The sequence below is a fragment of the Microvirga makkahensis genome (assembly GCF_009830105.1).
In the GTDB taxonomy this organism is placed as follows: Bacteria; Pseudomonadota; Alphaproteobacteria; order Rhizobiales; family Beijerinckiaceae; genus Microvirga; species Microvirga makkahensis.
In genome coordinates this window covers 149,765-163,302 of sequence record NZ_WURB01000001.1, presented here as the reverse complement: position 1 = coordinate 163,302, position 13,538 = coordinate 149,765, and the positions used below count along the sequence as shown (strand labels likewise).

Here is a 13,538-nt window from a genome sequence, read left to right as displayed (position 1 = left end):
TGCCGCTCAAGCCGATTCCCGAAAGCACCGTCCTTGATCTCTCCGACCAGAGCCCTCGAAATCCGGCTGGGTGCCCTGCAGGCAGCGAGCTTCGTGAGCCACGGCGTCTACCTGCCGTTTTTCCCTCTTTGGCTTCAGAGCAAGGCCCTATCGCCCACGCTCATCGGGGTCGTTGTTGCTCTTCCGATCATGGTCCGCATCATCGCCACGGCTCCGCTGCTCAGCCTCGCCGACAGGTCCTTCGGCGTCAGGCGGCTGCTGCTGGCCAGTCACCTGGGACAGATGCTGTGTTTTCCCTTGCTGATGCTGTCGGATCACAGCGTCACCATCATTGCGCTCGTGGCCCTGGTCGCTCTTGGCCAGGTGGCCGTCATCCCCGGCAATGATCTCGTGTCCACGAATGCCGTGCAGCGCTATCCCGGGCTCAACTACGGGCGCATCCGGGGGAGCGGCTCCGTGTCGTTCTTCATCACCAATATTCTTGCCGGCTATCTCGTGGGCGCCCTGGGACCAGATGTGGTAATCCTCGCGCTCGCCCTGATCCCGGCTCTCGGCATTGCGGCCACCCTGGCCGTCGTCCCCGACGAGGTACCTGAGCCCTCTTCGAGGGACCAGCGCAGGGAGAGGGGCTCTCCCCCCAGGCTGCCGAAGGTTTTGTGGCTGCTTCTGATTGCAGGTGCGGTCACCCAGGGCAGCCACGGCGCTCTCAACGCCTTCGCCAGCATTCACTGGCGCTCCTTCGGCTTCTCGGATTCCATCATCGGCTACTTCTGGGCCGCGGGAGTGATCGCCGAGATTATGGTGTTCCTCTTCCTCGGTCGTGCGGTCGGGCGAGGTTCCGGCGTGGGGCTGATCGTCATCGGGTCGGCCGCTGCGGTCGTGCGGTTTTCGGCCATGTCCTTTCAGCCGGGACTTGCCATGACCTTCGTGCTGCAGACCATGCACTCACTGAGCTTCGCGGCCACCCATATCGGGACCATGGCGGCGCTCACCGCGCTCGCACCCATGCAGGCGCGGGGGCGCGCGCAGGGCGTTTATGGTTCACTTGCGGCGCTGGCGATGGCGATCTCCACCATCGGCAGCGGCATGATCTACGAGCAGGCCGGCCCGTTGGTCTTCGCGGCGATGGCTCCCCTGGGAGCCGCCGGCTTCGTTCTCATGCTGGTCGTGATCCGGATGCTGAAGGGTCAGCCCCAGAGCGCAGGCTCCGGCGGGTAGACGAGGCTGCCCTCGTATTTCAGGCCGGGCTCCCGGTCCCTGGCGAGGAGGAGCGGGCCATCCAGGTCCACGAACCGGCAGCGTGGCGCCAGCATGAGGGCGGGAGCCATGGCGAGCGAGGTGCCGACCATGCAGCCGATCATGAGCGAAAAGCCGAGAGCTTCCGCTACATCGGCAAGGGCCAGCGCCTCCGTGAGGCCGCCGGTCTTGTCGAGCTTGATGTTCACAACGTCATAAAGCCCGACGAGCCGCTCCAAGCTGGCACGATCATGAACGCTCTCATCGGCCATGACGGGCACGGGCCGCGCGATCCTGGCCAGAAACCCGTCGGCCTTGGCAGGGAGGGGCTGCTCGACGAGGGCATAGCCCTCCTCGGCGCAGGCTGCGAGGTGCGCCTCGATATTCGCTTCCGTCCAGCCCTCGTTGGCATCGGCGATGAGGGTCGCATCCGGCGCAGCCCGGCGCACGGCGCGGATACGCTTGAGGTCGCCCTCAGGGCCGCCGAACTTCACCTTCAGGATCGGGCGCTCCGCCGCCCTGGCGGTCGCCTCCGCCATGGCCTCGGGCGTGTCGAGGCTGATCGTGTAGGCGGTGGTCACGGGCTGCCAGCGGGTCAGGCCCGCGGTCACATGGGCCCGGATGCCCGAGCGCTTCGCATCCAGGTCCCAGAGGGCGCAATCGACCGCGTTCCGGGCGGCCCCTGCCGGCATGGCGGATTGAAGTGCCTCGCGGGTGAGTCCGCTCTCGATCCGGGGGCGGAGCGCCTCGATCGCCGCCACCACGCCCTCCACCGTCTCTCCGTAGCGCGGGTAGGGCACGCATTCCCCGCGTCCGACGGCCCCGTTCTCCGTGATCGTGGCCGTGACCACGGCGGCCTCGGTGCGCGAGCCGCGGGAGATGGTGAACTTGCCCGCAATGGGAAAGCGGTCGATGGAAACGGTGAGCTGACGCATTCTCTCGGCTTCTTGCTAGAACTTCATCTCGACTTGTGACGCAGCTACACGCTATCACCACACGGAATCAATGCCGGAAGGATCATCGTGGCGCAGAGCACCCTGGCTCAAGAGCCGCAGCTGAAAATCGAGCGTGCCGGAAACAAGGTCACGGCGGTGCTGGCCGGTCCCTGGACCGCCGAGCACGCGCGCGTTGTCGAAGCCCTGGCGGGCGAAATCACGGCGCAGGCCGATCGGCACCACCTCATCATCGACCTCGCAGGGGTGCAGCGGCTGGATACCCTCGGGGCCTGGGTTCTCGACCGTACCCGCCATGAGCTCGGAGAGAGCGGCCTCGCATCGGATTTCGTGAATGCTACCCAGGAACAGGATATCCTCCTGAACGAGGTTGCCTATCGCGGCTTCCAGGAATTGCCGAAGCCGAAGCGCTCGCGTTTGGTCGACTTCCTGGTGGATGTGGGTCAGACCGTCGCCGAGGCCGGCAACGACCTCGTGCGGGGCGTCGCCTTCCTGGGCCAGCTGATCTCCGCCTTCATCCGGGTGCTCGTCCATCCCCGGCGCTTCCGGGGAACGGCGGTGGTGAACCAGTTGGAGCAGATCGCCTATCGCGGCGTGCCCATCATCGTCCTCATTTCGTTCCTGGTAGGCGCCATCGTCGCCCAGCAAGGCATCTTCCAGCTGGTGAAATTCGGCGCCACGCCCTTCGTGGTGGACCTGATCGGCATCCTGGTGATGCGTGAGCTGGGCGTGCTCCTGACCTCGATCATGGTGGCGGGCCGGTCCGGCTCGGCCTTCACTGCCGAGATCGGCTCGATGAAAATGCGGGAGGAGATCGATGCCCTGCGCGTCATGGGGCTCGATCCCATCGAGGTGCTGATCCTGCCCCGCATTCTCGCCCTCATCATCGGCCTGCCGCTGCTCACCTTCCTCTCGTCCATCGCGGCGCTCCTCGGCGGCGGCGTCACCGCGTGGGTCTACGGCGATATCAGCCCGGACGTGTTCCTGACCCGCCTGAAGGCGGCGCTTGCGTTCAACACCTTCATGGTGGGCATCATCAAGGCGCCGTTCATGGCCATGATCATCGGCATCATCGCTACGCTCGAGGGCCTCGCGGTGGCGGGCTCCGCCGAATCCCTCGGTCGGCACGTCACCTCCTCGGTGGTGAAGGCGATCTTTATGGTCATCGTGCTCGATGGCCTCTTCGCCATGTTCTTCGCGGCCATCAGGTACTGAAAACCATGCTCGAACGGCACCACCCTGCTTCCCCGGCAAACCGCGAAGTGATCATCAGCGTGCGCGGGATCGAAGTAGGCTTCGGCGAGAAGACCATTCTCAAGGACCTCGATCTCGACGTCTATCGCGGTGAGATCCTCGGCTTCGTCGGTGCTTCGGGGCAGGGCAAGTCGGTGCTGACCCGCGCTATCCTGGGGCTGGTGCCGAAGCGCGCGGGCACCATCGATGTCCTTGGACGGAACCTCGACGAGCTGTCCCCGACCGAGCGCCGCCTCATGGAGCGGCATTGGGGGGTCCTGTTCCAGCAGGGCGCGCTCTTCTCGGCCCTGACGGTCAAGCAGAACGTCCAGGTTCCCATGCGCGAGCATCTTGATCTCTCCGAGCGGCTTCTCGACGAGCTTGCCATGCTCAAGATCGAGATGGTGGGCCTGAAGCCCGATGCCGCGGACAAGCTGCCTTCCGAGCTTTCTGGCGGCATGATCAAGCGCGCGGCGCTCGCCCGTGCCCTCGCTCTCGATCCGGATATTGTCTTCCTGGACGAGCCGACCTCCGGCCTCGATCCCATCGGCGCAGGCGAGTTCGATGAGCTGATTGCGACGCTACAGCGGACTTTAGGGCTGACCGTATTCATGGTAACCCATGACCTGGACAGCCTTTACACGGTGTGCGACCGGATCGCGGCGTTGGGTGAAGGCAAAATTCTGGCGGAAGGCCCCATTGAGGCGATGCTGGCTTCGGATCACCCGTGGCTCCGCTCCTATTTTCACGGAAAACGGGCCCGTGCGGCATTGGCCGGCGGCGCGTAAGGGTCAACGATGGAAACGCGTGCGAACTACGCTTTGATCGGCATCTTCACCCTGGCGGTGATCGCGGCGGCGTTCGGCTTCGTCTACTGGTTTTCCGGCGGCGGCCGGGGGCAGGAGCGTCAGGCTGTCCGCATCGTTTTTTCGGGTTCCGTGTCGGGCCTGTCGCAAGGCTCCATCGTGTCCTTCAACGGCCTGCGCGTCGGCGAGGTGACCCAGATCAGCCTTCTGCCCGAGGACCCGCGCCGCGTCGTGGCCATCGTACAGGTGGACAGCAGCACCCCCATCCGCGCCGATACCCGCGCCCGCCTCGAATACCAGGGCCTGACGGGTGTGGCGAACATTGCCCTTTCGGGCGGCGAGCCCGGCGCTCCTCCGCTGGTCGCGGGTCCGGGCCAGCCGATGCCGACCATCTTCGCAGACCGCTCGGATTTCCAGGATCTGATCGAGACGGCGCGCAACATCGCCCGCCGGGCCGACGACGTGCTCGAGCGCGTGGGCCGGGTCGTGGCGGACAACGAGGGTTCCATCAGCCGAACGGTCCAGAACATGGAGCGTTTCTCCCAGGCACTGGGTGAGAATGCGGAAGGAATCGACCGTTTCCTGGCCCAGATCGGGCAGGCCGCCGAAAAGGTCGGTCCGCTGGCCGAGAGGCTCGATACGCTCGCGGCCAATGTCGACGAGGTCGTCCGCGCGGTCGAGCCTCAGCGCGTCTCCCGCATCGTCGAGAATGTGGACAACTTCGCTCAGGCGCTGGGTGAGAATCGCCAGGTTGTGAGCGACGCTCTTCGTGATGCGGCAAGCCTCGTGAAGAGCCTCGACGAGACGGCTCCCAAGCTCGATGCCGCCGTGGCCGAGATTTCGAGCGTCGTGAAGGCGATCGATCCGAACAAGGTGAGCCGCACGGTCGACAACGTGCAAAGCTTCACCGAAACGCTGAACCGCCGCAGTCCCGATATCGACAAGGCCATCCAGGAAGCGCGCTCGATCACCGAGAAGCTCAACAAATCCGCCGATCGGATCGACGGTGTCCTGGCAGGGGCCGAGAAGTTTCTCGGTTCGGCATCCGGCGAGGCGGGCAGAGGCGCTTTCGACGAAATCCGGGCGGCCGCCGTCTCGGTGCGCGAATTGGCGGAAGACCTGAATCGGCGGACCAGTGGTATCCAGGGGGTCCTGTCCGGTGTTGGGCGCTTCGCGGATTCGGGTCTGAGGGAATACGAGGCGCTTGCGGTCGAGGGACGTAAGACGCTGGGGGACATCAGCCGGGCGGTGCGGAGCATCGAACGTAATCCACAGCAGTTTCTTTTCGGTAGCCGTCCCAATCTCCCTGAATACAATGGACGCCGATAAGTAATCCCTATGCGTGGATCATCCGTGTTTTCCCCCCCGACCGATCAGTCTCGGCCGCTTCGGCGCCTGATGCCCGTCCTGCTCCTGGCGGCCTTTGCAGGCGGCTGCTCGTCGGGGGCCGCCCCAACGTCCTATGACCTCTCGGCGCCGACGTCCCGGATCAGGGGGGCAGCCGGCGTCCAGGTGCTCGTGAACGAGCCGGCAGCCCTGCAGACGCTCTCCAGTCAGCAGATTCTGGTGAAGGATGCGAACGGGACCGTCTCTTTCCTGGGAGGGGGGCAATGGGCCGACAACCTGCCTCGCTTGATTCAGACGCGCCTGATCAACACCTTCGAGAACGCCTCCCAGTTACGTGGAGTTTCCCGGCCCAGCAGTGGCGCCGTAGCCGATGTTCAACTCGTGTCTGAACTCCGCAGCTTCGAGATCGCCACGCCCTCCAATGAGGCCGTTGTCGAAATCTCCGTGAAGATTGTGGGGGACCGTGACGGGCGCATCGTGAACGGCCGGATCTTCCGGGCCCGCACTCCCGTTGCGGCGGTGGATGCTCCCAATGCCGCCCGAGCTCTCGACGAATCGTTGTCGACCGTCATGCTCGACATCGTCCGGTGGGTCAGCGGCAGCCAGCTGCCACGGCGTGAGGAGCCCAGCGATGTCAGGAGCGAGGCTCCGGGTACGGATCAGCTTCCGACCTAAGATGCTTCGTGCATCGTTCGAGAGAACATTCAAGGCTCCGATCGTGCATCGGGGCCTTTTGTTTGCCGCGGTTCGGATATCCCGTCTTCAAGAACCGTCGCGCGTCACAGACGGGGATCTCCGGCACAAGACCGTGGATGACGCTGGACGGGTCGGGGGACGACGGGGAAGAATTCCTGCCCAAAACAAAAACGCGGCCCGGGGAGGGCCGCGTTTCCGCGAATTCTGAACTCGTCTGGCCGGTCTCAGTCGAAACGGCCGCTCGCATGGGCCAGCATGGTGTAGACCTTGCCGGTTTCCGATGTGAGGTAAGTCTTCGTCAGCGTGGAGTCGCGGTCATCACGGGAGACTTCGGCGAGCAGGCGCTCGAACTCGTCCACGTAACGGTCAACTGTCTGACGGAACTCGTCGTCCTGGCGGTACTTGCGGCGGATCTCGTCAAAGGTCTGTTGGCCCTGTGCCGTATAAAGGCGGCGGCTGAACACGTTGGTTTCACCGCGACGGTAGCGATCCCACAATTCCACAGCCGCATTGTGATCGATCATGCGGGCGATATCGACCGAGATCGAGTCCAGCGACTCGAGGCTGTTGCTGCGACTGTGGGCAGGGCCGCGCACGGGCCCTTCGTCATCGCGCGACGCGCGGGTGAGAAGGTCGGAAAGCCATCCGCCGCGTGCGGGGCCTGCTTCGCGAGCGGGAGCTGCCTCCTCGCGACGGGAAGCAGGACGCTCCACGGGCGCCTGACGGACCGGAGCGGGAGGGACCGGTGCGGGACGCGGCTCGGGCTGCCGGGCTACCGTCGGTGCAGGAGCTGCTGAAGGAGCCGGTGTTGGTGCGGAAGCAGGGGGGGTGATGCGCTGCTCTACGGCAGCGGCAACCGCGGCCATGGTTGCAGCCACCGGCGCCTCGTTGACTGCGGCGCGGCGAGGCTGAGCGGCGGGAGCCGCATCCACCATGCGGCTCGACCGCGAGACCAGAGCGGAGAGCTCGTTGAGAGCCTTGATCTGATCGGCGACGACGCGGCGCATGTTAGCCGTGGTCTCCTGGGTTTCCTGCGGAAGCTCGACCACGCCGCGGCGAAGCTCGGCGCGGGTGGTTTCCAGCTCGCGCTGGATCTGGCCGGTCATGCCGCGCAGTTCGCCCATCGTGTCGCGAAGCTTCGCGGTCGCGTTGCCGAGCGCTTCAGCCATCTCGGCAGCAGCTTTCTCGTAAGTGGCGCGCAGGCTCGCAACGGTGCGCTCGCTCTCAACCCCGGTCGCGAGACGAACGCGCTCGAACTGCTCGCCCACCGCATGGGTGGTGGTTTCCGCCGCTTCGGCAAGGACGGTGCCGATTTGGCGAGCCTTGCTTTCAGCGTTCTCGAGCGAGCCTTCCACGAGGGTGGTGAAGGCTCGCGTGACGGACTCAAGATCCTTGGAGCGTTCTTCGATCCGGCCGAGAAGCTCGTCCAGGGCGCCTTGGCGGCTGGCGAGCGCTTCGGTCATGCGGCTCTCGACACGTTCAAGGGCGGAAGCCGCCTGAGTGAGAGTGTTGATCTGCTCGTAGGTGGTCTCGGTAAGCGTGCGGCCGCGCTCATCGAGCGATTGAGCGAGGTCCATCGCCTGCTGGATCACGCCGGACGACACGCTGCGCAAGGCATCGACCTGATCAGCAACCTGATCGGACGCACGGTTCGCCTGCGAGGCGATTTCGGAAAGAAGCGTTTCGATCTGCTGCACGCGTCCACCCAGGCCGTCCTCGACGGCGCCGAGATTGCTGCTGGCGGAGGCCGCTACCTGCTGCAGGGAGCTGCTCGCGCTCTGCAGCCGGTCCAGCACCTCGGAGAGGTCGCCGCGCAGGCGCTCGTTGGTGCCGAGCAGGGTCTCGACCGTGCGCTCCGTGCCGGCGTCGATGGCGACACGCATGGCTTCCGTCGACTGCGTGTAGGAGGAGGTAAGCTCGTTCGTGCGCTCCTGAAGCGACGAGAGCATGGCCTGGCTCCGCTCTTCGAGGGTGCGCAGGGCGCCCTCGGTCATCGTTTCCATCTCGCGGCCGATCACATCGCCACGGGTGCCGAGTGCCTCGATCAGCGAATTGCCCTGCGTGTCGAAGATCGACCGGATTTCGCCGATGCGGCTGTTGAGCGAGGAGACGACGGCCTGACCGCGCTCATCGATGGCTTCCGCCACGCCGCCGAGACGGTTGACAACGCGCTCCTCGAACTTCGAGACACGCTCGTCGAGTGTCGAGGCGATTTCCTCCGCGCGGCCGCCGAGGGTCTGGTTGATCTCGAAGGCGCGAGCGCCGAGGGTCTCTGCGATCTCGTCGGCACGGTCTCCCAGAATCTGGTTGATGACGGAGATGCGACTCTCCAGCGTCTGCGTGATCTCGCCAGCGCGAGCGCCGAGGGTCTCGTTGATGCTGCTGACACGGGCATCCAGCGTCTCGCCGATCTGCTCGGCCTTGGCGGAGAGCGTGTCGGCGATGGTGCCGGTCTTGGCGGCGATCGCCTGACTGATCTCGTCCACCCGGGTTTGAAGTGCATTCGCTACGTCGCGGCCGCCTTCTGCCATCACGCGGGCCATCTCGCCGGTGCGCACGACAAGGGCTTCGTTGAGGGCTGTGGAACGGGCGCTGAGAACGCTGTCCACGCGCTCCACGATAGTGTCGAAGCTGGCGGTGATTTCCGTTGTGCGGCGGGAGGCATGCTCCTCGAGCGCCGAGAGCTGGGACTCGATGGCGGAGGTCGCCTCGCGGGCGCGCTCTGAAAAGGTCTCTGCCACCGTCCGACCCTGCACGGTGATGAGGCGGTCCATCTCCTCGAGACGGCCGCTGATCGTCTCCGTCAGGGTGCCGACCTCATGGGCAATTCGGTCGGCAACCTCGCCGCCACGGCCCATGACGCTCTCGAAGGCTTCGAGACGCGTCCCGAGAGTCTCCTCCACCTCGCGGGTGCGCGACTCAACGGTGGTCGTGAGATTGTCCGCCGTCCGGTTGAGAACCTCGTTGACGCGCGCGCCTTGAGTGGCAATGGCCAGAACGATCTCCTTGCTGGTTCCGGCAAGGCGGGTCTGCACCTCGTCCGCGTGTCGGGAGAGCGTCTCGGAGAATTCCTGGCCCCGGGTCTCGAACGAGGATCGGAATTCCTCGACCCTGGAGCCCAGAAGGGAGGAGATGCGCTCGCCGACCTCGGCGAGATTGTTCTCAAGGGCCTGCCCCTGGACGGTGACGGACTCGCTGACCCGCTGGCTGGCGGTCTCGAGGCGTACGGCGAGGTCCTCGACGCGGCTGCCGATGGATTCGTCAGCCATGCGCACAGCGCTTTCAAGGTGCTCGCGTACCTCGTTGCCGCGAACAATGATCTGGCTGCCGACCTCGGAGGCCGTGGCGGCGAGATGCTCGCGGAACTCGGCGCCGCGGGAGATGATATCGTTGACGACATCGGTGCCGGTGGTGGCGAGCTGCTCGCGCAGAGCCGTACCGCGCGCGGTGAGCTCCTCGCTCACGGAGAGGCCAGCAGCCGCGATCTGGTCGCGCATTTCAGCGGTGCGGGCAGAGATGTCGTCGGCGATCACGCCGCCAGTGGCCGCCAGCTTCTCTGTAATTTCGCTGCCGCGCTGAACGAAGCTCTCCTCCAGGCTCCTTGCCGTCTGCTCGAAGGCCTCGCGGACGTCGCTCCCCTGCTGGGCAAGGGCGTCGATCACGCCGCGGCCCGTCTCTGCCAGCGTGCGGGTGACCTGGCTCGCGCCTTCCTGCAGATGCCGGGTGAGAACGTCGCCGGTGCGCTCGAAGGCGCCGGTGATGTCCTGCGCCTTGCTTTCGAGGGCGCTGGTGATGGTGGTGCCGACCTCGGCGATGCCGTTCTTGATGTCCTCGCTGGCGCCCGAGAGGCGCTCCACGAGTTCCACGCCGCGGCTCGACATCTCTTCGACGACGCGCTCGCCCGCGCGTCCGAGAGCCTGCGTGATCTGCTCGCCCTGATGCTCGAGGGAGCCGGTAACCTTGTCGCCCGCGCCGCTGACGGCGGTGACGACGCGATCGCTGGCGACATCGAGGTCCTGAATCAGGTTCTGGTGAACGCCCGTGATGGCGCCGCGCACGCGCTCCGCATTGGAGACGATGGCCTCGCGCTGGGCAACGAGTTCGTCGATGAGGGAGCGAATACGGATCTCGTTATCGGAATAAGCGCGCTCGAGCGTGGAGATCTCACTGCGGACGAGGGTTTCAAGCTCGCCGGCGCGGGCCAGCGCCCGCTCCACGCCGTCGCCCACGGCAGCCACTTCGCGGCGCACGGCCTGGGAGACGGAGAGAACAGCATCCGTGGAGAAGTTCTCGGGCTGGGCGAGACGCACGGCCACTTCGCCCACGGCGCGGGCCACCATCTTCATCTCCTGCGAGCGGACGGTGAGCATCGCGGCAATGAAGAAAAGGAAGATCGGGGCCACGAGGGCGACGGCGGCGAGCGCCAGTTGCGAGGTGGAGAAGGTGGCGAGCAACTGCTCAGGCGTCGTGATGCCCTGAGCAAAAAGGAAATAGCCGATGCCCCCGAACCAGAGGAGCGAAGCGAGGGTCGCGTAGACGTACGCACGGCTCGAGGAGCGAACCTGGAGGGCCTGCAGCATCACGCCGACATTCTGGCGGTCGTCGTTGGCGACGGCGGTGCGATCAGGTGCGACGAAGCCGGAGCGGGGCGCCTTCTCCAGCCTGTGGTCATGCTCTTCCGGGCGGTCATGGTCCCGTTCTTCCGGAATGTCGGGGTTCAAGGAGAAGGGGCCCTTCGTGAAATCATGCGCATCGATGTCCGGAAGCCGTGGCTCCTCCGAGGAGGGCTTGCTCTCCGCCAGGTTGGGCGAGGAGATCTCGAACGTCTCCTCAAGGTTGAGCGCCTGCTCAACAGCCGAAAGGGCCGCCTCCGCCGGGTCTTTCATCTTCTTCTTTTCGGTCGCCATGATCCGCCCTCGTGACGCAACTGATTTTAGTTGAAGCCGCCGCATTCCCTCGACGCTCAAGCGGCATTGCGCGACTTCAGCCGGTACGGAAAAGCTGCTGACAGACGTTCCGTACGGTAATCTCCTATTTACCAAGCGAGTTTAGCGGCCGGTCATGTTCAAGGAAACCCGATGTCCCCTGCCACTTGCGAACGTCGTTAACGGCTCAGTAACCTGCACTACTGGGGGAAATGCGGCGAAAAGACGACAAGTCTCACGCCCGTCTCTCGTCATCCGGCACCCCGTATCTTAAATATGCGCCGTCACAGAAAGGTCCGCAATGATCAAGATAACATTCATTGATGCCGAGGGTACTGTCCGGACGGTAGAGGCCGAAGAGGGCTCCACTGTCATGGAGACTGCCGTGCGCAACGGCATTCCCGGCATCGAGGCCGAGTGCGGCGGCGCCTGCTCCTGCGCGACCTGCCATGTTTATGTGGACGAGGAATGGGAGACCGTGACAGGCCAGCCGCAGCCCATGGAGGAGGACATGCTGGATTTCGCCTTCGATGTCCGTCCCAATTCGCGCCTGTCCTGCCAGATCAGGGTTCGCCCCGAGATGGACGGGCTCGTCGTTCGCACCCCCATCCGTCAGGGCTGATCCGGAGGCTTTCCCATGTTCAAAACGATCCTGGTTCCCGTCGACCTCGGTGAGGTCGAAGCGGCTCAGCCCGCACTCAGCAAGGCGGTCGAGCTTGCCGAAAACGGCGAGGGCAGCATCCGTCTCATCTATGTGCGGGCCATCGTGCCCGTCACGTATATGGAGTTCATGCCGCCGGCCTTCGACCAGGAGCAACAGGATGAAGCCGAGAAGAAGCTCGCCAAGCTGGCGGCGCAGGTGAAGCTCCCGACCGAGCAGGTTTCGGCCGTGGTGCGCCTCGGTTCCGTTTACAACGAGGTGCTGGACGAGGCCGAGAAGACCGGCGCGGACCTCATCGTCGTCGGCTCGCACCGTCCGAGCATGGCGACCTATCTTCTGGGCTCCAACGCCGCGACCATCGTGCGGCACGCGCGGTGCTCGGTGCTCGTCGTGCGGGCATGAAAGCCTCACCGTCATGGCCGGGCTTGTCCCGGCCATCTCGTTCCGGAAAGGTGCAGCGCTTTTCCTGATCGGGATCACCGGTACAAAGCGGGTGATGACGAGGAAAGTGCTACTTTCATCGCTCGCTCGCCTGGCCGACACCCACTTCTGCCTGTCTTCGCAAGCCGGCGGAAAAGACAGGGGCCGATCCGTTTCCGATTGTTTCAGAAGTGCTTCAGACCAGTCCCTTCAGGCGAAGCATTCCGAATGCGGCCACGGTTCCGGCGTTCTGGATCGCGCCGTTCCGGATCATCGCCTCCACGCCGACCAGCGGATAAGCTCTAGTCATGAGGTCCTGTTCTTCCCGCTCCAGCCGGCGGCCTGGCTTGAGGCCCGCCGCCAGAAAATATTCTGTAGCTCTGCTTCACGGTTCCATCGGACGGGTAGAGCTGTCCCACTTCCTGGATGTCGCCGGCCGGCTATCCGGTCTCTTCCTCCAGCTCGCCTCCCAGGGGCTTTGGGGAACCTCCCACCTGCGGCGCCCGATGGGATAGCGGTACTGCTGGAGCAGACGGACGACGCCGTAGATTCCGAGCGACCATCCCTGCGGAGGATCTGATCCTCGCGGACCCTCATTCACCTGTTCTCGTAAACGAACTTGCTGCCGACCGGTGTGATGTCGGGCTGCCGCTCGTCAGCATCGTCGAGGTTGCTCGCCATGAGGAATCAGCCCGCCTTTGGCATCAGCTCTTCCGGCAATGCGCCGGAGGTGAAGGGACGCGGCTTGTTGAGGCGCACCATCGGCTCGATCTGCCAGACGCCCACGACGGCGAGGAGAGCCCCGATCAGGGCCACCCCCGTCGAGCCCATCTGAAGCGCCTGCCAGATCAGATAGGCCATCAGGAGAAGGGACAGGATGGCGATCACGGCCGTCGAGAACCAGAGCCACCACGGCTTGCCGGCAATGAAACGCGCCTGCGGGTTGGCTTTCGCGATCGCTTCGCACAGGCTTTGAGCGAAGGCCCGGTAATCCGTCGTCATCTCCTGCGCCTCGATGAGGCTCCTCCAATCGAGGGAGCTGAAGGTGAAGGCCTTGCCGTCCCTCAGCGTGACCTTCGTGCGAAAGGATTTCTGGCCGACGCGTCCCGGCTCGTAGGTCATGCGCACGGTCTCGACCGCGCCGAGGTGCACTTCATGCACCTTGCGGCCGGAATCGACGATCAATTGGCCGCCCTTGATGGCAAAGCTGATCGGCCCGCCGATTGGCCGGGGACTGTGGGTATAGGTCTGGGTCATGAGA

The 13,538-nt window shown here is 64.9% G+C and carries 10 protein-coding genes; 7 read left to right on the top strand and 3 right to left on the bottom strand.

Annotated features, from left to right (window positions below; genetic code table 11):
- Positions 1-33: 33 nt before the first annotated feature.
- A complete protein-coding gene (locus GR328_RS00860; RefSeq protein WP_160882643.1) occupies positions 34-1,218 on the top strand; it encodes an MFS transporter in 1,185 nt (394 codons plus the stop codon).
- On the opposite strand, the gene dgcA is transcribed toward GR328_RS00860, so the two are convergent.
- A complete protein-coding gene (gene dgcA / locus GR328_RS00855) occupies positions 1,188-2,171 on the bottom strand; it encodes an N-acetyl-D-Glu racemase DgcA (RefSeq protein WP_160882642.1) in 984 nt (327 codons plus the stop codon). The two genes, GR328_RS00860 and dgcA, sit on opposite strands and share 31 nt — an antisense overlap.
- A 126-nt stretch (positions 2,172-2,297) precedes the next feature.
- Here dgcA and GR328_RS00850 point away from each other — a divergent pair, with 126 nt between their 5' ends.
- From GR328_RS00850 to GR328_RS00835, 4 genes are read left to right on the top strand one after another with little or no spacing between them, the layout of a single operon-like run.
- Entirely contained in the window at positions 2,298-3,404 is a 1,107-nt protein-coding gene (locus tag GR328_RS00850) for an MlaE family ABC transporter permease (protein WP_425487002.1), read from the top strand.
- 5 nt (positions 3,405-3,409) lie between these two features.
- Positions 3,410-4,210 carry an ABC transporter ATP-binding protein gene (locus GR328_RS00845; RefSeq protein ID WP_205789639.1) on the top strand — a complete coding sequence of 267 codons (801 nt, stop codon included), beginning with the start codon at positions 3,410-3,412 and terminating at the stop codon, positions 4,208-4,210.
- Positions 4,211-4,219: 9 nt separating this feature from the next.
- Complete coding sequence (locus GR328_RS00840; protein ID WP_160882641.1) at positions 4,220-5,557, top strand: MlaD family protein; 1,338 nt, start codon at positions 4,220-4,222, stop codon at positions 5,555-5,557.
- Between the two features lie 24 nt (positions 5,558-5,581).
- On the top strand, positions 5,582-6,250 hold the full coding sequence (locus GR328_RS00835) for an ABC-type transport auxiliary lipoprotein family protein (RefSeq protein ID WP_343039249.1): 669 nt from the start codon (positions 5,582-5,584) through the stop codon (positions 6,248-6,250).
- A 245-nt stretch (positions 6,251-6,495) separates the two neighbouring features.
- Here the strand turns inward: GR328_RS00835 and GR328_RS27895 are convergent, their stop codons facing one another.
- On the bottom strand, positions 6,496-11,178 hold the full coding sequence (locus GR328_RS27895) for an apolipoprotein A-IV repeat region-like domain-containing protein (protein ID WP_160882639.1): 4,683 nt from the start codon (positions 11,176-11,178) through the stop codon (positions 6,496-6,498).
- 319 nt (positions 11,179-11,497) lie between these two features.
- Here GR328_RS27895 and GR328_RS00825 point away from each other — a divergent pair, with 319 nt between their 5' ends.
- The gene (locus GR328_RS00825) at positions 11,498-11,818 is read left to right on the top strand and encodes a 2Fe-2S iron-sulfur cluster-binding protein (RefSeq protein ID WP_160882638.1); all 321 of its coding nucleotides are present in this window, start codon (positions 11,498-11,500) and stop codon (positions 11,816-11,818) included.
- A gap of 15 nt (positions 11,819-11,833) precedes the next feature.
- Positions 11,834-12,259 carry a universal stress protein gene (locus GR328_RS00820; RefSeq protein WP_160882637.1) on the top strand — a complete coding sequence of 142 codons (426 nt, stop codon included), beginning with the start codon at positions 11,834-11,836 and terminating at the stop codon, positions 12,257-12,259.
- 705 nt (positions 12,260-12,964) lie between these two features.
- Here GR328_RS00820 and GR328_RS00810 read toward each other — a convergent pair.
- A complete protein-coding gene (locus GR328_RS00810; protein WP_160882636.1) occupies positions 12,965-13,534 on the bottom strand; it encodes a hypothetical protein in 570 nt (189 codons plus the stop codon).
- Positions 13,535-13,538: the final 4 nt, after the last annotated feature.